Genomic DNA, 19,473 nt, shown 5'->3' on the forward strand with positions numbered 1-19,473 from the left:
CCGCAAAATCTTGGGGCCGCTGCGCAGCCCAGCGGGAGCAAGCTCCCTCGCCACAATGGATCCGGCAAGCCTTGAGTGAGTCGCCACACAGAGTGTGGCGGTGGATCAGCCTTTGGCAGCCGCCAGGATCAACGCCTTCATCTCCGACACCGCCGACTTGAACCCGACAAACAGCGCATGGGCCACCAGCGCGTGGCCGATGTTCAATTCGTTGATGCCCTTGATGGCCGCTACCGCTTCGACGTTGTGGTAGTGCAAGCCATGGCCGGCGTTGACGATCAGGCCCTGGGCCAGGCCGAAGGCGACGCCGTCGGCGACCCGTTGCAGCTCGTCGGCCACATCCGAAGGGGTTTCGGCATCGGCATAACGACCGGTGTGCAGTTCAATGGCCGGGGCACCGACGCGCTTGGAAGCTGCGATTTGCCGCTCATCGGCATCGATGAACAGCGACACCTCGGCGCCGATCTTCGACAAGCGCTCCACCGCCGCCTTGATCCGCGCCTCCTGCCCCGCCACGTCCAGGCCACCTTCGGTAGTCAACTCCTGGCGAGTCTCCGGCACCAGGCAGATGTGCGCCGGGCGGATGCGCTCGGCAAACGCCATCATCTCTTCCGTCACGCCCATCTCGAAATTCATGCGGGTTTGCAGCACATCCTTGAGCAGCAGCACGTCGCGCTCCTGAATGTGGCGACGGTCCTCACGCAAGTGCACGGTAATGCCGTCGGCACCCGCCTCTTCCGCGTCCAGCGCGGCCTTGACCGGGTCCGGGTAGCGCGTACCACGGGCTTGGCGCAGGGTGGCGACATGGTCGATGTTCACGCCGAGAAGAATGCGATTGCTGGTGCTCACGAAAAAGCGCTCCTGAATGGGCAGATAGTCGGCCGACAGCATACGGGTAGATCAGGGCTTGCGAAACAACTCGCGACTGACCAGCGGCCGGCCACCCAGATGAACGGCCAACGCCTGGCGCATCAGACGCTTGGCCGCCGGCAGGGCGCCCGGCGCGCTCCAGTCGGCTTCGGCCATGGCCAGCAGCTCGACGCCGTTGAACAGCCCGGGCTGTAGCAGGTAAACCTGCTCCAGCCCGGCATCCACTTGCAGGCGATACAAACCGTCCGCAGCGATGGGGTCGCCGTGCAGGTCGGTGTCCAGGGAAAAGCCGTAGCCCAGGTCGTCCAGCAAGCGCCATTCGAAGGAACGCAGCAACGGCTCCAACGCACGCCCCTCGGCGAGCGCCAACAGCGTGGCGGCGTAATGATCGAAGAGCGCCGGGTGGGGATCTTCGGCAGGCAGCAGGCGGATCAGCAGTTCATTGAGGTACAGTCCGCTGAACAACGCTTCGCCGTTGAGCCAGGTGGCGACCCCGCTGCTTTCCATGCGCCCGACGTTCTTCAACTCGCCGCGCCCGCGAAACTCGACTTCCAGCGGCACGAACGGTCGCGCCAGTGTCCCGGCCTTGCCCCGCGCGCCCCGCAACACCGCCCGCAACCGCCCTTGCGGCGTGAGGAAGTCCACCAGGGCGCTGCTTTCGCGGTAGGCGCGGGAGTGGAGGACGTAGGCGGGTTGGGCGATGGGTTGGTTGGGGGACATCCGCGGGCCTGAGTATCAACAAGACATCAATGGTTGAAGAAATCCTGTGGCGAGGGAGCTTGCTCCCGCTCGGCTGCGAAGCAGTCGTAAAACCAGGCCATGCGGTGTGTCTGGCTAGATGGGATCGCGAATCCAGGGGCCGCTTCGCAGCCCAGCGGGAGCAAGCTCCCTCGCCACAGAAGCTCGCTCCCACAATGGAATTCATGTCTCCAAAGAAAGGATTACAAGTCGCCGTAACCCAACGAACGCAACGCCCGCTCATCGTCGGACCAGCCGCCCTTCACCTTGACCCACAGGTTGAGCATGATCTTGGAGTCGAACAGCAGCTCCATGTCCTTGCGCGCTTCGGTGCCGATGCGCTTGATGCGCTCGCCCTTGTCGCCAATGATGATCTTCTTCTGGCCGTCACGTTCGACGAGGATCAACGCATGAATGTGCAGGGTCTTCCCCTGCTGCTTGAACTCTTCGATCTCGACCGTGATCTGGTACGGCAGCTCGGCGCCCATCTGGCGCATGATTTTCTCACGCACCAGCTCGGCGGCGAGGAAACGGCTGCTGCGGTCGGTGATCTGGTCTTCAGGGAAGAAGTGATCGTTTTCCGGCAGGTGCTCGGCAATCACCCGCTCCAGCGCGTCGAGGTTGTGGCCGTGCTGGGCGGAGATCGGGATAATCTGCGCGTTCGGCAACTGCTCCTGCAACCAGGTCAGGTGCGGCATCAGCTCAGCCTTGTCTTCGATGCGATCGGTCTTGTTCAGCGCCACGATCAACGGACCGGTCACGTACTGGACGCGTTCGAGGACCATCTGGTCTTCTTCGGTCCACTTGGTGCGGTCAACCACGAAGATCACCACGTCGACGTCTTTCAACGCCGCCGAGGCGGTCTTGTTCATGTAGCGGTTCAGGGCCTTTTCGCCGCCCTTGTGCATGCCCGGGGTGTCAACGTAGATCGCCTGCACGTCGCCTTCGGTCTTGATGCCCAGCATGTTGTGGCGGGTGGTCTGGGGCTTGCGCGAGGTGATTGCCAGCTTCTGGCCCAGGATGTGGTTCAGCAGCGTGGACTTGCCCACGTTCGGCCGGCCGACGATGGCGACATAGCCGCAGCGGGTGACGGTTGTATCAGTCATTGCCATTCTCCACGCCCAGGGCGATCAGTGCTGCGGCGGCGGCCACCTGCTCGGCGATACGACGGCTCACGCCCTGGCCCCGGCTTTTTTCATTCAGTAATACCACTTCGCACTCGACGAAGAAGGTCCGGCAATGCGGCTCGCCCTGGATGTCCACCACCTCGTAGCGCGGCAACTCGCAGCTGCGCGATTGCAGGAATTCCTGCAAGCGGGTCTTGGGGTCCTTGTTGGTGTCCACCAGCGTCAGGCTGTCGATCTCGGAAGTCAGCCAGGCCAGCACGCGCTCACGCGCCACTTCCATGCCCGAGTCCAGGTAGATCGCGCCAATCAAGGCTTCCAGGGCATCGGCCAGGATCGACTCGCGACGGAAACCGCCACTTTTCAACTCGCCGGAGCCCAGGCGCAGGTAGTCGCCCAGATCGAAACCACGGGCCAGTACGGCCAGGGTCTCACCTTTTACCAGGCGTGCGCGCAAACGCGACAACTGGCCTTCGCGGGCCAGTGGGAAGCGCTCGAACAGCGCCTCGCCCGCCACGAAGTTGAGGATGGCATCACCGAGGAATTCCAGGCGCTCGTTGTTGCGCCCGGCAAAACTGCGGTGAGTGAGGGCCAGGAGCATCAGTTCCTGGTCCTTGAAGGTGTAACCGAGCTGACGCTCGAGACGGCTTAGAGAAACGCTCACGGTTTACCCACGCTGAGTTCGTGGCTGGATTCCACCGCTGCGGCCATGGGGCGCCGCTGGCTTGGGACAATTAACGCTGTGTTCAAAAATAACGTCCTGACTATCGTTGGCGCCTTATGCAGGCTCCAGAAATGCATTCGGCGCTGTGTTCAACAGCGCCGTGTGTGATTACTTGATCAGGCCAACCCGCGAGAAATTCGGCAGGTGGCTGAGTTTGGGTTCCGGCCAGCTCATCCAGACCGCGAAGGCCTTGCCGACGATGTTGCGGTCGGGGACCATGCCCAGCAGATCCTTGGGAATGTTCGGATCATCCCAGTAGCGGCTGTCGTTGGAGTTGTCGCGGTTGTCGCCCATCATGAAATAGTGCCCCGCCGGCACGGTCCACGAATGGTCCGGCGTTGCGCGGTAGCGGCTCATTTCCTTGCGGATCAGGTGTTCGACCGCGCCGAGTTTTTCCTTGTAGAGCTCCGCACTGCCCAACGTGCCGGGCTCGGAGCCCAGCAGCTGTTCGGCCACCGACTCACCGTTGACGAACAGGCGCTTGTCGACGGTGTAGCGGATCGTGTCGCCCGGCAAACCGACGACACGCTTGATGTAGTTGACGTTCGGGTCGCTCGGGTAGCGGAACACCATCACATCGCCGCGTTGCGGGTCACCGACTTCGATGACCTTCTTGTCGATCACCGGCAGGCGAATTCCATAGGAGAACTTGTTCACCAGGATGAAATCGCCCACGTCCAGGGTCGGCTTCATCGAACCCGACGGGATCTGGAACGGCTCCACCAGGAACGAGCGCAGCACCAGCACGATGAACAGCACCGGGAAGAAGGACTTGCCGTACTCGACCAGCAGCGGTTCCTTGTTGAGCTTTTCGACCACCACGCCATCAGGCTGGCTGACGCTGCCCTGATAAGAGGCGATGGCCGCCCGGCGCCGCGGCGCCAGGAACAACAGATCGATCAACGCCAACAGGCCGCAGACGAATACAGCGATAACCAGCAACAGCGGGAAATTTAGCGACATAAGACCTAACTATCCAACCTGAGCACCGCAAGGAAGGCTTCCTGTGGAATCTCCACGTTACCGACCTGCTTCATGCGTTTTTTACCGGCCTTCTGCTTTTCCAACAGCTTGCGCTTACGGCTGACGTCGCCACCGTAGCATTTGGCCAATACGTTCTTTCTGAGCGCCTTGACGGTTGTCCGCGCCACAATCTGCCCGCCAATGGCGGCCTGGATTGCCACGTCGAACATCTGCCGCGGAATCAGCTCCTTCATTTTCTCGGTCAACGCGCGACCTTTGTAGTGCGCATTGTCCCGGTGCACGATCAGCGCCAGGGCGTCGACCTTGTCACCGTTGATCAGCACATCCAGCTTCACCAGATTAGCCGATTGGTAGCGATCGAAATGATAGTCCAGCGACGCGTAGCCGCGACTGGTGGATTTCAGGCGATCGAAGAAATCCAGCACCACTTCGTTCATCGGCAGGTCGTAGGTGACCTGGACTTGCGAACCGAGGAACAGCATGTCGTGCTGCACGCCACGCTTCTCGATGCACAGGGTAATGACGTTGCCCAGGTGCTCTTGAGGCACAAGGATGTTGGCCCGCACGATGGGTTCGCGCATGTCTTCGATCGACGACAGGTCCGGGAGTTTGGACGGGTTGTCGACGTAGATGGTTTCGCCGGTCTTGAGCAGCAGCTCGAAGATTACCGTCGGCGCCGTGGTGATCAGATCCAGGTCGTACTCGCGCTCCAGGCGCTCCTGGATGATCTCCATGTGCAGCATGCCCAGGAACCCGCAACGGAAGCCGAAGCCCAGGGCATCGGAGCTTTCCGGCGTGTACTGCAGGGACGAATCGTTGAGCGTCAGTTTTTGCAGGGCTTCGCGGAAGTCCTCGAAATCATCGGAACTGACCGGGAACAGGCCGGCGTAGACCTGCGGCTGGATACGCTTGAACCCTGGCAGTACATCGACGTCCGGGGTCGAACTCAGGGTCAGGGTGTCACCCACCGGCGCGCCGTGGATGTCCTTGATGCCGGCGATGATGAAGCCCACTTCACCGGCCTTCAGGTCTACGGTGGCAGTGTGTTTCGGGTTGAATACACCGACGCTGTCCACGAGGTGGATCTTGCCGGTGGACTTGACCAGGATCTTGTCGCCTTTCTTCACGCGACCCTGACGCACGCGGACCAGGGAAACGACGCCCAGGTAGTTGTCGAACCAGGAGTCGATGATCAACGCTTGCAGCGGATCTTCGACGTTGCCGGTCGGCGCCGGGATGGTCGCCACCAGGCGTTCGAGCACTTCGTCCACGCCCAGGCCGGTCTTGGCACTGCAGGTGACCGCGTCGGTGGCGTCAATGCCAATGACTTTCTCGATTTCTTCTTTCACGCGCTCCGGATCGGCCTGGGGCAGGTCGATCTTGTTCAGCACGGGCATGACTTCCAGGCCTTGCTCGATGGCCGTGTAGCAGTTGGCAACCGACTGGGCCTCGACGCCCTGGCCAGCATCGACCACCAGCAAGGCGCCTTCGCAGGCGGCCAGCGACCGGCTGACTTCATAGGTGAAGTCGACGTGGCCGGGGGTGTCGATGAAGTTCAGCTGATAGGTGATGCCGTCGCGGGCCTTGTAATAGAGGGTAACGCTATGGGCCTTGATGGTGATCCCGCGTTCACGCTCGAGGTCCATGGAGTCCAGGACCTGGGCTTCCATTTCACGCTCGGCCAGGCCGCCGCAGATCTGGATGAAGCGATCAGCCAGCGTCGACTTGCCATGGTCAATGTGGGCGATGATGGAGAAATTGCGGATATGACTCAAATCACTCACGGATCAACACTCAAAAAGGCTGCAGGCATGGCCCGCCGAAAAATAGCCGGGAATTGTACCTGATACACCGAGCAAGCGTCACGCTCGCCTGTCAATGAGCTCTTGTGGCGAGGGAGCTTGCTCCCGCTGGGCTGCGAAGCGGCCCCTCGATTATCCGCCACGGCGATGTGTCAGGCAGGATGCAGGGGACTGCTGCGCAGTCCAGCGGGAGCAAGCTCCCTCGCCACAGAAGCTCCTCCGCCACAAGAAAATTGGGCTCAACCCGCCCGGCGCAGCAACCAGAGCCCGGCCAAGGCGCAGACACCGGCCGGCACCAGCACCGCGAGCAGCGGCGAGAAGCCGAACACCAGGCTCGATGGCCCCAGCAGGTCCTGGGCGATCCGGAAGGTGAACCCCACCAACACCCCAGTGAACACCCGTTGGCCCAGGGTGACCGAGCGCAGTGGACCGAAGATGAAGGAGATCGCCATCAGCACCAGGGCAGCGGTGACCAACGGTTGCAACACCTTGACCCAAAAAGCCAGCCAGTAGCGACCGTTGTTCAGCCCCTGGTCCGCCAGGTAGTGGATATACCCCCACAAACCGGTAATCGACAGGGACTCCGGCGCCATCACCACGGTGCTGAGCAGTTGTGGGCTGATGGACACGTCCCAGCGCTCTTGCGGCGCGGCGACCACTTCGGTGCCCTTGTCGTGGAACAAGGTGGTGGTAACGTCGCTCAGTTGCCAGTGATCTTCGGCAAACTTGGCGCGCTTGGCGAAACTCGACGAAAGCATGTGCCGCTGGTCGTCGAAGCGATAACGGGTCACGCCATACAGGGTGCCGTTGGGCTGTACCGAGTTGATATGGATGAATTCATCGCCCTGGCGGTGCCACAGGCCGTGCTTGGCACTTTGCGCATCACCGCCACCCTGGGCCAGGGAACGGTTGGCCTGGGCGGTGTTCTCGGTGGCCGGGGCGATGTACTCGCCGATCAGCACGCCCACCAGCATCAGCACCAGCATGGGCTTCATCACCGCCCAGACGATCCGACCAATGGACACGCCAGCGGCGCGCATGATGGTCAGCTCGCTGTTGCTGGCCAGGCTGCCCAGGCCGATCAGGCAGCCGATCAGCGCGGCCATCGGCAACATGTCGTACAGGCGGCGCGGCGCGGTCAGCAGCACATAGCTCAAGACGTCCGACAGGGTATAGGTGTCGCTGACATCGCTCATTTCATCGATGAAGGCGAACAGGGTCGCCAGCCCGAGAATGATCCCCAATACCGCCAGGATCGCGATGAATACGCTGCTGCCGATGTAGCGATCAAGTTTAACCACGGGCCACCTCCAGCGCGCGGCGACTGGCCAGCTTCAGGCGCAGCGGCTCCCAGTAAAGCAACCCGAGGCCGATGAAGAGGAAGATCGCGTGCACCCACCACAGGCCCAGGGCCGGTGGGATCTTGCCTTTTTCCAGGGCACTGCGGGCGGAAATCAGGATGGTCAGGTAAGCCATGTACAGGAGAATCGCCGGCAGCAACTTGAGGAAACGGCCCTGTCGCGGATTGACCCGCGCCAGCGGGACCGCCATGAGGGTCACGATAAACACCAGCAGCGGCAGCGACAGGCGCCATTGCAGCTCGGTGCGTGCGCGGATGTCATTGCTGGCCAGCAGGCTGGAAGTGGGCATGGCGTCACGGTCGGTGACTTCCTCGCTGACCTCGGGCTTGGGCAGCAACACGCCATAGGTGTCGTAGCGGATGGCGCGGTAATCGGCCTGCCCCGGCTTGCCGTCGTAGCGGTAGCCGTTTTCCAGGATCAGGTAGCGATTGCCCTCGGGGCTGATCTGTTGGCGACCCTTCTCGGCCACCAGCACGGAAATGCCACGGTCTTTCTTGGCGTCGGAGGACAGGTTCTTTTGCGTGATGAAGACGCCGCCGAGGTTGACCCGGTCTTCCGAAAGTTGTTCGGTGTAGGTGACACGAGTACCGTCGCGCAGGGCCTGGAAGCGCCCCGGCACCAGGGTGTCGAATTCGGTCATGGCGTCCTGCTGGTTGATCAGCAACTGGAACTGATTGGCGCCCTGGGGTGCGAGGCTCAGGCTCAGCCAGGCCACCAGCAGCGCCACCAGCGCGGCCGGGAACAGCGTCATGCGAAACAGGCGTTGCTGACTCATGCCGGTGGCCGACAACACGGTCATTTCGCTGTCCAGGTACAGTCGGCCATAGGCCAGCAGAATGCCCAGGAACAACCCCAGCGGCAGGATCAGCTGCAAAAAGCCTGGCAGGCGAAAGCCCATGATCAGGAACAACGAGCCCGGATCCAGGGCGCCGGACGCCGCCTGGGCGAGGTATTTGATGAAGCGCCCGCTCATGATGATGACCAGCAATACGGCGCTTACGGCGCTCAAGGTCAGCAGGACTTCGCGGGACAGGTAACGGAAGACGATCAAACCAGACACTCCAGGATTGTCAGGCTAAGGCGGCCAAACAGGAAACGTATCGAGCCGGCCCGAGCTGCGAGCCGCCGAAAAAAGAGCCGCATTATCCTGTGATTGGAGGCGCCTGTCACTGCGCACGCTTTATGCCGGCGCTCAAAGCCTTGAAGCGAGGGTTGTCAGGCTTGGGCGCCGGGGTTCAAACTGCGGCTTTTGTCGCCGACGCACTGTCGTAACTCGCTCGCCATAAGCATCGGCGCCAGGCATCTCGCCCCTTCATTCAAGGACCCGGACATGGAACTGGTTGTAAAAAGCGTCAGCCCAGAAACGTTGAAGACCGCCACGCTGGTCGTTGCCGTCGGTGAAGACCGCAAGCTCGGCGTCGTTGCCACCCAGCTCGATTCCCTTAGCGGCGGCGCCATCAGCGCCGTGCTCAAGCGCGGCGACCTGGTCGGCAAAGTCGGCCAGAGCCTGTTGCTGCACAACCTGCCCAACCTCAAGGCCGAGCGCGTACTGCTGGTGGGCGTGGGCAGGGATGCCGAACTGGGCGACCGCCCGTTCCGCAAAATCATCGCCGGCGTGCTGGCCACCCTCAAGGGCCTGGGCGGCGGCGATGCAACCCTGGCGCTGGACGAACTGGTGGTCAAGGGCCGCGACAGTTATGGCAAGAATCGCCTGCTGGCCGAGACACTGGTGGATGGCGGGTATCAGTTCGACCAGTTCAAGAGCCAGAAAGCCGAGCCCCGCGCCCTGAAGAAAATCACCCTGCTGACCATCAAGGCCGCCCAGGCTGAAGTCCAGCGCGCCGTGGCCCACGCCACCGCGATTGCCAATGGCATGGCGTTCACCCGTGACCTGGGCAACCTGCCGCCGAACATCTGCCACCCGACGTTCCTCGGCGAACAGGCCAAGGCCCTGGGCAAGGCATTCAAGGACCTGAAGGTCGAAGTCCTCGATGAAAAGAAAATCAAGGACCTGGGCATGGGCTCGTTCTACGCCGTCGGCCAGGGCAGCGCCCAGCCGCCGCGCCTGATCGTCATGCAATACAACGGCGCCAAGAAGTCCGAGAAGCCTTACGCGCTGGTGGGCAAGGGCATCACCTTCGACACCGGCGGCATCAGCCTCAAGCCCGGCGCCAACATGGACGAGATGAAGTACGACATGGGTGGCGCCGCCAGTGTGTTCGGCACCCTGCGCGCCGTGCTGGAACTGAAACTGCCGATCAACCTGGTGTGCATCCTGGCCTGCGCCGAGAACATGCCCAGCGGCAACGCTTCGCGCCCGGGCGACATCGTCACCACCATGAGCGGCCAGACCGTGGAGATCCTCAACACCGACGCCGAAGGCCGCCTGGTGCTGTGCGACGCCCTCACCTACTCCGAGCGCTTCAAGCCACAAGCAGTGATCGACATCGCCACCCTGACCGGCGCCTGCATCGTCGCCCTCGGCTCCCATACCTCGGGCCTCTTGGGCAACAACGACGAGTTGATCGGCCAACTGCTCAGCGCCGGCCAGCAGGCCGACGACCGCGCCTGGCAACTGCCGCTGTTCGATGAGTACCAGGAGCAGCTGGACAGCCCGTTTGCCGACATCGCCAACATTGGCGGCCCGAAAGCCGGCACCATCACGGCGGCATGCTTCCTGTCGCGCTTTACCAAGAACCTGAACTGGGCCCACCTGGACATCGCCGGCACGGCCTGGATCAGCGGCGGCAAGGACAAGGGCGCCACCGGTCGTCCAGTGCCCCTGCTGACCCAGTACCTGCTGGACCGCGCCAAGGCCTGACCCCGATGACCGTCGCTGGCGCCCTCCACAGGTGGCGCCAGCGGCCGTCCAGGAACCGCAATGACCAAAGTCGATTTTTACATCCTGCCCAGCGCCGATCCGTCGGCGCGGCTGGACTTTGCCTGCAAGCTCACCGAAAAAGCCTGGCGCATGGGCCATCGCATCTACCTGCATTGCAGCGATGCCAGCCAGCGCGAAGACCTCGATGCCCGCCTATGGGCATTCAAGGGTGAAAGCTTCGTGCCTCACGGCCCGGCCGAAAGCGAGCCCGAGGGGCTGATCGTGCTGGGGTTGGGGGATGACTGCGGTCAACACCATGACCTGCTGGTCAACCTTGACCTGAAAGTGCCGGCTTTTGCCCAGCGCTTCGCCCGCGTGGCGGAAGTGGTGGTGGAAGATCCGGTCATCCGGCAGGCCGCGCGGGAGAGTTTCCGTTTCTACCGCGAACAGGGCTATCCTCTGCAAGACCACCGTTTACAGCGACTCTGAGCCTACGATGGACACTCCAAAACCACCGCAAAAACCCGCACACCTGCTGGACGACCTCGAGTCGATCCGCCAACTGCTCGGCGACGAAAACCTGCAGCCGCCGCTGCTGACCGACACAGTCGCCGTCGCGCCCGCCACTGCGCACGACGAGCAGATCCCGCTGCTGTTCGATCCGATCAACGGCCAACCCGAGCCCAAGCCGGTCGCCAAGCCCGAGCCCAAGGGCCCCGACGCGCTGCTGCACCTGGATAGCGAGCTGCGCGCCGCTGCGCAACTGATCATGCAAGATGTCATCGACGACTTCGCCCCGCACATCGAGACCGAGATCAAGCGCCGGCTGGATGCGCGGATGGAGCGGCTGCTGAGCCAGTACGAGTAGCGCTGTTACTCGGCTGAATGCACTTTTGTGGCGAGGGAGCTTGCTCCCGCTCGGCTGCGAAGCAGTCGCAATGCGCCTACCGATTTTGGGGTCGCTTCGCGACCCAGCGGGAGCAAGCTCCCTCGCCACACTATTTATCCACACTCAATGCGAATGATCACCGCCTCCCCGGCTCGCCCTGCGCTCCATGCCCCGCTATACTTCCCGGCTTTTCCTGAATAAATGCCAATAGGGTCCCGCCGCGCATGGATAAGACCTACCAGCCGCACGCCATTGAAACTTCCTGGTACAACACCTGGGAGTCCGAGAATTATTTCGCTCCGCAAGGCGCGGGCGATTCCTACACCATCATGATCCCGCCGCCGAACGTCACCGGCAGCCTGCACATGGGCCACGGTTTCAACAACGCGATCATGGACGCCCTGATCCGTTTCCGTCGCATGCAGGGTCGCAACACCCTCTGGCAGCCGGGCACCGACCATGCCGGTATCGCCACGCAGATGCTGGTGGAGCGTCGTCTCGAAGCCCAAGGGCAGAGTCGTCACGACCTGGGCCGCGAGAAATTCCTCGAGAAAGTCTGGGAGTGGAAGGACGAGTCCGGTGGCAACATCAGCCGTCAGATCCGCCGCCTCGGCTCGTCGGTGGACTGGAGCCGCGAGCGCTTCACCATGGACGACGGTCTTTCGGAAGCAGTGAAGGAAGCCTTCGTGCGCCTGCATGAAGACGGGCTGATCTATCGCGGCAAGCGCCTGGTCAACTGGGACACCAAGTTGCACACGGCCATTTCCGACCTCGAAGTGGAAAACCACGACGAGAAAGGTTTCCTGTGGAACCTGAAATACCCGCTGGCCGACGGCGCCAAGACCGCTGAAGGCAAGGATTACCTGATCGTCGCCACCACCCGTCCGGAAACCATGCTCGGCGACGCCGCCGTGGCGGTGAACCCGAACGACGAGCGCTACCAGGCCCTGATCGGCAAGTTCGTCGAATTGCCGCTGGTTGGCCGTCGCATCCCGATCATCGGCGATGACTACTGCGACCCGGAATTCGGCACCGGCTGCGTGAAGATCACCCCGGCCCACGATTTCAACGACTACGAAGTCGGCAAGCGCCACAATCTGCCGCTGCTGAACATCTTCGACAAGAACGCCAACGTGTTGCCGGCCGCCCAGGTGTTCAACCTCGACGGCACGCTGAACGACAGCATCGACGGCCAGATCCCGGCGCAATACGCCGGCCTCGACCGTTTTGAGGCGCGCAAGCAGATCGTCGAGGCATTCGAAGCCGCCGGCCTGCTGGTCAGCGTCGACGACCACGGCCTGAAAGTCCCGAAAGGCGACCGTTCCGGCACCATCATCGAGCCTTGGCTGACCGACCAGTGGTACGTGTCCACCAAGCCGCTGGCGGAACCTGCGATTGCCGCCGTGGAAGACGGCCGCATCCAGTTCGTGCCCAAGCAATACGAAAACATGTACTTCTCGTGGATGCGCGACATCCAGGATTGGTGCATCAGCCGTCAATTGTGGTGGGGCCATCGCATCCCAGCCTGGTACGACGAATCGGGCAAGGTCTATGTCGGCCGCGATGAAGCCGAAATTCGCGCCAAGCACAACCTCGGCCCGGACGTGGCGTTGCAACAGGACAACGACGTACTCGACACCTGGTTCAGTTCGGGCCTGTGGACTTTCTCCACCCTGGGCTGGCCGCAGCAGACCGAGTTCCTGAAGAAATTCCACTCCACCGACGTGCTGGTGACCGGTTTCGACATCATTTTCTTCTGGGTCGCCCGGATGATCATGATGACCATGCACTTGATGAAGAACCCGGACGGCACCCCGCAGGTACCGTTCAAGACCGTCTACGTCCACGGCCTGGTGCGCGACGGCCAGGGCCAGAAGATGTCCAAGTCCAAGGGCAACGTCCTCGACCCGCTGGACATCATCGACGGCATCGACCTGGAAACCCTGGTGCAGAAACGCACCTCGGGCCTGATGCAGCCAAAACTGGCGAAGAAGATCGAGAAGGCCACCCGCGAAGAATTCGCCGAGGGCATCGCCAGCTACGGCACCGACGCCCTGCGCTTCACCTTCTGTTCGCTGGCCTCCACCGGTCGCGACATCAAGTTCGACATGGGCCGCGTCGAAGGCTATCGCAACTTCTGCAACAAGATCTGGAACGCGGCGCGCTACGTGCTGGACAAAGGCGAAGACTGCGGCCAGAACGGCGAAGCCTATGAACTGACCCTGGCCGATCGCTGGATCATTTCGCAGTTGCAACGCACCGAAGCCGAAGTCACCCGTCAGTTGGACCAGTTCCGTTTCGACCTGGCCGCGCAAGCCTTGTACGAATTCATCTGGAACCAGTATTGCGACTGGTACCTGGAACTGTCCAAGCCGGTGCTGTGGGACGAGAACGCCCCGCTCGAGCGCCAGCGCGGCACCCGCCGCACCCTGGTCCGCGTGCTGGAAGTGGCATTGCGCCTGGCACATCCGTTCATGCCGTTCATCACCGAGGAAATCTGGCAGCGCGTTGCACCGCTGGCCGGCGCCCAGGGCAAGACGATCATGCTGCAACCGTGGCCGGTGGCCAACGAAACACGCATCGATCCGGCTGCCGAAGACGACATCGAATGGCTCAAGACCTTCATGCTGGGCCTGCGCAACATCCGCGCCGAAATGAACATCGGCCCGGGCAAGCCACTGGCCCTGTTCCTGAAGAACGCCAATGCCGAAGACTTGCGTCGCCTCAATGAAAACGAGGCGCTGCTCAAGAAACTGGCAAAACTGGAATCGGTGACGGTCCTGGCCGCTGGCGAAGAAGCCCCGTTGTCCGCCACCGCCCTGGTCGGCGAGATGGAAGTACTGGTGCCGATGGCCGGCCTGATCGACAAGACCGCCGAGCTGGCGCGCCTGGACAAGGAAATCCTGCGCCTCAAAGGCGAAGTGCAGCGGGTCGGCGGCAAGCTGTCCAATGCCGGTTTCGTCGACAAGGCCCCGGCCGAAGTCATCGAGAAGGAACGGGCCAAGCTGGCCGAGGCCGAACAGGCCCTGGGCAAGCTGGCCGAGCAGCACGCGCGGATCTCCAGCTTGTAACGGTGGTTCGCAATGAAAAGGGAGGTCCAATTGGACCTCCTTTTTTATGCCTGTCATTTTCCTTCCAGGGGATCGTGCTGATCGTTGCAATTGGGTTCGCAGGGGCCGGATGTGGGACAATGCCCGCCACTTTTTGAATCCGCCCCGAATCGACCCGCCCATGACCGCCCCACGCACACCCAAACCTGCCCGCCAGAAGCCCAAGCCCGCCGCCGAGGCCAAACCCGTGGCGCCGCGTGAAAAGGCCAGCCTGCACCCGCGCAATCGCCACCAGGGCCGCTATGACTTCCCGGCGTTGATCAAGTCCACGCCTGAGTTGGCCCGGTTCGTGATCATCAACCCCCACGGCAAGGAAAGCATCGACTTCGCCAGCCCCGAGGCCGTGCGGGTGTTCAACCGGGCGTTGCTCAAGGCTTTCTACGGCATCGCCCACTGGGACATTCCGGCCGACTACCTGTGCCCTCCGGTGCCGGGTCGGGCGGACTATGTGCATTTCCTCGCCGATTTGCTCGCCAGCCACAACGGCGGTGAAATCCCGCGCGGGGCGGCGGTCAAGGTGCTGGACGTCGGCACCGGCGCCAATTGCGTCTATCCACTGATCGGCTACAGCGATTACCGCTGGCACTTCCTGGGCTCGGACATCGACGCGACGGCCATCGCCTCGGCCAAGACCATCGTCCAGGCCAACGGGTTGAACAAGGCCATCCAGTTGCGCCAGCAGGCCAACCGCAAGCAGATCCTGCTGGGCTTGCTGGAGGACAGCGAACGGTTCGACCTGACGATGTGCAACCCGCCCTTCCACGCCTCCCTGGAAGAAGCCACCAAGGGCAGCCAGCGCAAATGGCGAGCATTGGGCAAGGCGGATCCGAAACGCAAGCTGCCGGTATTGAATTTCGGCGGTCAGGCCGCCGAGCTGTGGTGCGAAGGGGGCGAAGCCCGGTTCGTGACGCAATTGATCGGCGAAAGCGCGCAAGTGGCCCGGCAAGTGCTGTGGTTCAGCACGCTGGTGTCGAAGGCGTCGAACCTGCCGGCGATCGAGGCGGCGCTGAAGAAGGCCGGTGCGCTGCACAGCCAGGTGGTGGAAATGTCCCAGGGGCAGAAACAGAGCCGCTTCGTGGCGTGGACGTTCCACACACCGGAACAGCAACAGGCCTGGCGTCAGGCGCGTTGGGTTCGCAAGGACTGAGTCCGCCCGAGCACTTCAAGGCCGATACGAATCACTGTGGCGAGGGAGCTTGCTCCCGTTCAACTGGTCCGTGCTCGCAAAAGGGGCCGCTACGCGCCCCAACGGGAGCAAGCTCCCTCGCCACAGGGTCCACATGCCCGAACACCGGGCAGTTTCCCCCAGGCAACAAAAAACCGTGCCCGGATCGCTCCGCAGCACGGTTTTTTTTGCAGCGATCTTACTTGTTGATCGCGTCGGTCAGGCCTTTGGCCACAACCAGCTTAACCACTTTCTTGGCAGCGATTTCGATGGCAGCGCCAGTCGAAGGGTTACGGCCAGTGCGGGCAGGACGCTCAGTGACTTTCAGCTTGCCGATGCCTGGCAAGGTGATTTCGCCGCCATTTTCCAGCTGATCAGCAACGATTTGGCCCAGTTGGTCCAGAGCGTTACGCGCGGTGGTTTTCGGTGCGTCGATAGCTTCAGCAATGTCAGCGATCAGTTGGTCTTTAGTAAGAGCCATGTAATGTTCCTTCCCTATCAAATTCATATGGATTGCAGAGTGCAGTGTCAGCCATCGAGCCCGGTCTCTGCGGATCGGGCGCCCTCGGTCATCACCACGACGGATCGGGGTAATAGATGCCGAAATCCGGGTTTGGTTCGACCTGACAAATGCTGAATGCACGCTTAACGCAGTGACTTAGCGTAAGACCGCGCAAAACTAGCACAACGCCTCTGAAATATCCGCTTCTACCTACCCATTTGGTCAGCTTTATTGCGCCAAATCGGTAAAAACATGCCCTGTGGGTATCGGACGGGTCTGAAAGACGCTTCCCGACCCTCGCAAGCCCATGGTTGCGGTACACTGCGGCTTTTTCGGGGAGCACGCCCTCCTCTCTTTCATCAGCCGAGAAATCCATGCCGATCCGTCATTGCATCGTCCACCTGATCGACAAAAAACCCGACGGCACCCCCGCAGTGCTCCATGCCCGCGACTCCGAACTGGCGGAGTCGGCGGCTATCGAGAACATGCTCGCCGACCTCAACGAGAGCTACAACGCCAAGCAAGGCAAGGCCTGGGGCTTGTTCCACGCCGAGTCCGGGGCGCATCCGTTCAGCGGCTGGCTGAAAGAGTACCTGGACGGCGCCAAGGACTTCACCGCGTTCAGCCGGGTGGCGGTGGAACACCTGCAAAAGCTGATGGAAGAATCCAACCTGTCGGTGGGTGGCCACGTGTTGTTTGCCCATTACCAACAAGGCATGACCGACTACCTGGCGATCGCCCTGCTGCACCACAGCGAAGGCGTGGCGGTCACCGATGAACTGGACGTGACCCCTTCCCGCCACCTGGACCTGGGCCAACTGCACCTGGCGGCCCGGATCAACGTGTCGGAATGGCAGAACAACAAGCAATCCAAGCAGTACATTTCCTTCATCAAGGGCAAGAATGGCAAGAAGGTCTCAGAATACTTCCGCGACTTCATCGGCTGCCAGGAAGGCGTCGACGGTCCTGGCGAGACCCGCACCCTGCTCAAGGCCTTCAGTGATTTCGTCGAAAGCGAAGACCTCCCCGAAGACGATGCCCGGGAAAAAACCAAGACCCTGGTGGAGTACGCCAGCAGCCAGGCCAAGCTCGGCGAGCCGATGGGGCTCGAAGAGCTGTCCGAACTGATCGATGAAGACCGCCCAAAGGCCTTCTACGATCACATCCGCAACAAGGATTACGGCCTGTCGCCGGAAATCCCGGCGGATAAACGCACCCTCAACCAGTTCCGCCGCTTCACCGGCCGCGCCGAAGGCTTGTCCATCAGCTTTGAAGCGCATCTGCTGGGCTCCAAGATCGAATATGACGAAGAAGCCGGCACGCTGATCATCAAGGGATTGCCGACCTCGCTGACCGATCAGCTCAAGCGGCGTAACTGATCCCCGTAATATTGATTGCCAATACCTGATCGCGAGCAGGCTCGCCCCCACAGGGGTATGCGGTGTACGCAAACCGAAAAACTGTGGGAAGCGGGCTTGCTCGCTCCTACAGGGTCAGGGGTTATTCAGCGTGCCTCGATGCGAAAACCCAGCCGCGGAAAGTGCACATGCACCAAGCCACCACGGAGGTCTTCGCGGCGCAGGATCAACTCTTCGCGCCCGGCAAACAGCAACTCCCCCGCCACCGGATCGACGCCATAGTCGGTCGCGGCGATGCTCACCGACTGGCCTGCCTTGAACCCGTTCGGCTCTTCGAACGACTCATCCGGCAGCGCCGCCGCAGTGGCGTTGCGCGCAATGTCCAAGGCCTCTTCGCTGCTCATCTCGTTGACTGCGCCATGGCCGAAACCCAGCACTCGCGCCAACCAGGCCGAAACCGTCGGATACGCGTCCACCAGCGGCGAAGTGACCGGGGTGCCCTTGAGGAACCACAGCGAATGAGCCAGGGCAAAATCGGCAATTGACGGCTCGCCCAGCAGGAAATCACCTTCCTCGCGCTGCAACTGTTGCTCCAGGCGCGCCATGATCGTTGGCCATTGGTGCCGCGCCAGTTCGGCCGCCAAACGCGTGGTCGAGCCGCCACTGAACAGCCCAGCCCGATCGGTCATGAACGCCTTGATGGCTTCAGGCGTCAGCTTGGCGAAACGCGCCGCCGCCGACTCAGGTTCGAACACCAGGCTCACCGCGTGTTGGAACACCACCGAGTCGGCCCACGCGGCAAAGGAGGCGGCGATCATTTCCCGTCCTTCGGGAAACAGCGCCGGCGAGGCTTTTTCCTGTTCAAGTCGACGGGCAATCAGGGCGGTGTCGCAATAGATATCCGCCCCCACCTGCAACACCGGCGTCCTGCGGTAGCCCCCCGTCAGCGCCGTCAGGTCGGGCTTGGGCATCATTGGCGGGATACGCACCGAACGCCAGGACAAGCCCTTGAAGCCCATCAACAGACGGACTTTCTCGGCAAAAGGAGAGGTCGGGTAATGATGAAGAATCAGCTCTGACATGGAAGTGGCCACTGCAGGGAAGAAGTCCGCAGCTTAGCGCGCCTTGAGCGGACAGCCTACCGGCCTGATTGCAGGCTATCAGCGCGACTGATGGGGTTGCGCGGCGCTGGCCACCAGGCACTCCTTGGCGCTTTTCCTGAGCTTCTTGATCAGCCGCTCCTGTCGCAAGGCTTCGCCCTTGTCGCGACAGGCTTCGGTGTACACCAGCGCCACCGCCGGGCTGGAAAGAAAGAACCGGGCCCCCTTGCCGCTTTGATGCTTGGCAAAGCGCCGCACCGGATCATCGCTGATGCCGCAGTACAGCGAGCCGTTGGCGGCCCGCACCAGGTAGACGAACCAGGGTTTCGCCGGCTCGGTCAGCGTCGGGGCCGGCGGGTCGCAGGATTCAGGGATGCAGGTCACGAAAAGGCTCGACAGGGGCAAGAAGACACAAGCGCCGATCTTATCAGCGACCGGCCTGGAACGCCCGCAACCCCTTGAGCGCCTGGGCCCGCACTGCGTTGCGCACCAGCGGTGTCCAGCCCAGCAGCAAGCCCTTGGCCCCCAATGCCTGGCGCGACCAGCGCCACAGGTCGAAGCTGTCGTGGTGCTCGCAGATCTTGCCGTCGCGAAAAACGAAGCGGGCGTGGATGTCATTGATCACGACATTGCCGGTCTGGCTGAACAGGTAGGTCGCCACCCAGTGCGCACCGCCGGTTCGTTCGTCGCTGCGCACGCTATCGAACGTCAGGGAGAAATCCTTGGCCCGCGTGGTGAGCATGCGCCACATGTCGCCCGCATCGCGTCCGCGCAGCTCGCCGAACGCCGGGTCGCTGAACAGCACATCATCGGTGTAGCAGGCGCTCATGGCCTCGGCGTCCAGGCGCTGGAAGGCCTGGTAAAAACGGGTGATCAAGGCATTGTGGGCATCGCTCATGGACAAGCTCCGAAAATCGTTTCAGTA

General features: G+C 62.1%; 18 protein-coding genes. 6 read left to right on the forward strand and 12 right to left on the reverse strand.

Translation table 11 applies throughout. From position 1 onward, the window contains the following. Positions 1–105 precede the first annotated feature (105 nt). The 8 genes from pdxJ to lptF all read right to left on the reverse strand — a co-directional run bounded on the left by pdxJ (position 106) and on the right by lptF (position 8,654). Positions 106–849: a pyridoxine 5'-phosphate synthase gene (pdxJ, locus tag ACODSJ_RS15635; RefSeq protein WP_489102583.1), complete on the reverse strand. Its 744-nt coding sequence runs from the start codon at positions 847–849 to the stop codon at positions 106–108. A 51-nt stretch (positions 850–900) separates the two neighbouring features. Next, entirely contained in the window at positions 901–1,590 is a 690-nt protein-coding gene (gene recO / locus ACODSJ_RS15640) for a DNA repair protein RecO (RefSeq protein WP_489102584.1), read from the reverse strand. Between the two features lie 221 nt (positions 1,591–1,811). After that, positions 1,812–2,714 (reverse strand): GTPase Era, encoded by a 903-nt coding sequence (gene era, locus ACODSJ_RS15645; RefSeq protein ID WP_039591481.1) that lies wholly within the window; start codon positions 2,712–2,714, stop codon positions 1,812–1,814. Then, positions 2,707–3,396 (reverse strand): ribonuclease III, encoded by a 690-nt coding sequence (rnc, locus tag ACODSJ_RS15650; RefSeq protein ID WP_489102585.1) that lies wholly within the window; start codon positions 3,394–3,396, stop codon positions 2,707–2,709. Before rnc ends, era begins: the two co-directional genes overlap by 8 nt. A gap of 168 nt (positions 3,397–3,564) precedes the next feature. After that, on the reverse strand, positions 3,565–4,419 hold the full coding sequence (gene lepB / locus ACODSJ_RS15655; RefSeq protein WP_489102586.1) for a signal peptidase I: 855 nt from the start codon (positions 4,417–4,419) through the stop codon (positions 3,565–3,567). Positions 4,420–4,424: 5 nt separating this feature from the next. Beyond that, positions 4,425–6,224 carry a translation elongation factor 4 gene (gene lepA / locus ACODSJ_RS15660; RefSeq protein WP_489102587.1) on the reverse strand — a complete coding sequence of 600 codons (1,800 nt, stop codon included), beginning with the start codon at positions 6,222–6,224 and terminating at the stop codon, positions 4,425–4,427. Between the two features lie 257 nt (positions 6,225–6,481). Beyond that, positions 6,482–7,543: an LPS export ABC transporter permease LptG gene (gene lptG / locus ACODSJ_RS15665; protein ID WP_489102588.1), complete on the reverse strand. Its 1,062-nt coding sequence runs from the start codon at positions 7,541–7,543 to the stop codon at positions 6,482–6,484. Beyond that, positions 7,536–8,654 carry an LPS export ABC transporter permease LptF gene (lptF, locus tag ACODSJ_RS15670; protein WP_489102589.1) on the reverse strand — a complete coding sequence of 373 codons (1,119 nt, stop codon included), beginning with the start codon at positions 8,652–8,654 and terminating at the stop codon, positions 7,536–7,538. The genes lptG and lptF overlap by 8 nt, the downstream gene beginning before the upstream one ends. Positions 8,655–8,933: 279 nt before the next feature. Between lptF and ACODSJ_RS15675 the strand changes: the two genes are divergently transcribed. The 5 genes from ACODSJ_RS15675 to rlmF all read left to right on the forward strand — a co-directional run bounded on the left by ACODSJ_RS15675 (position 8,934) and on the right by rlmF (position 15,570). Then, a complete protein-coding gene (locus ACODSJ_RS15675) occupies positions 8,934–10,424 on the forward strand; it encodes a leucyl aminopeptidase (protein ID WP_489102590.1) in 1,491 nt (496 codons plus the stop codon). 60 nt (positions 10,425–10,484) lie between these two features. Next, entirely contained in the window at positions 10,485–10,913 is a 429-nt protein-coding gene (locus ACODSJ_RS15680; protein WP_489102591.1) for a DNA polymerase III subunit chi, read from the forward strand. Positions 10,914–10,920: 7 nt separating this feature from the next. After that, on the forward strand, positions 10,921–11,292 hold the full coding sequence (locus ACODSJ_RS15685) for a DNA polymerase III subunit chi (protein ID WP_489102592.1): 372 nt from the start codon (positions 10,921–10,923) through the stop codon (positions 11,290–11,292). A 245-nt stretch (positions 11,293–11,537) separates the two neighbouring features. After that, the gene (locus tag ACODSJ_RS15690) at positions 11,538–14,384 is read left to right on the forward strand and encodes a valine--tRNA ligase (protein ID WP_489102593.1); all 2,847 of its coding nucleotides are present in this window, start codon (positions 11,538–11,540) and stop codon (positions 14,382–14,384) included. Between the two features lie 160 nt (positions 14,385–14,544). Then, positions 14,545–15,570, forward strand: a complete 1,026-nt coding sequence (rlmF, locus tag ACODSJ_RS15695; protein ID WP_489102594.1) for a 23S rRNA (adenine(1618)-N(6))-methyltransferase RlmF — start codon at positions 14,545–14,547, stop codon at positions 15,568–15,570. Positions 15,571–15,787: 217 nt separating this feature from the next. On the opposite strand, the gene ACODSJ_RS15700 is transcribed toward rlmF, so the two are convergent. After that, positions 15,788–16,069: an HU family DNA-binding protein gene (locus tag ACODSJ_RS15700; protein WP_260962238.1), complete on the reverse strand. Its 282-nt coding sequence runs from the start codon at positions 16,067–16,069 to the stop codon at positions 15,788–15,790. Between the two features lie 395 nt (positions 16,070–16,464). Here ACODSJ_RS15700 and yejK point away from each other — a divergent pair, with 395 nt between their 5' ends. Further along, entirely contained in the window at positions 16,465–17,469 is a 1,005-nt protein-coding gene (gene yejK / locus ACODSJ_RS15705; RefSeq protein WP_489102595.1) for a nucleoid-associated protein YejK, read from the forward strand. 125 nt (positions 17,470–17,594) lie between these two features. Here the strand turns inward: yejK and ACODSJ_RS15710 are convergent, their stop codons facing one another. The 3 genes from ACODSJ_RS15710 to ACODSJ_RS15720 all read right to left on the reverse strand — a co-directional run bounded on the left by ACODSJ_RS15710 (position 17,595) and on the right by ACODSJ_RS15720 (position 19,446). Beyond that, complete coding sequence (locus ACODSJ_RS15710; protein ID WP_489102596.1) at positions 17,595–18,530, reverse strand: glutathione S-transferase family protein; 936 nt, start codon at positions 18,528–18,530, stop codon at positions 17,595–17,597. Between the two features lie 78 nt (positions 18,531–18,608). After that, entirely contained in the window at positions 18,609–18,932 is a 324-nt protein-coding gene (locus ACODSJ_RS15715; RefSeq protein ID WP_489102597.1) for a GIY-YIG nuclease family protein, read from the reverse strand. 43 nt (positions 18,933–18,975) lie between these two features. Further along, the gene (locus ACODSJ_RS15720) at positions 18,976–19,446 is read right to left on the reverse strand and encodes a nuclear transport factor 2 family protein (RefSeq protein WP_489102598.1); all 471 of its coding nucleotides are present in this window, start codon (positions 19,444–19,446) and stop codon (positions 18,976–18,978) included. Between the last annotated feature and the right edge of the window lie 27 nt (positions 19,447–19,473).

The organism is Pseudomonas sp. FG6 (assembly GCF_057809015.1).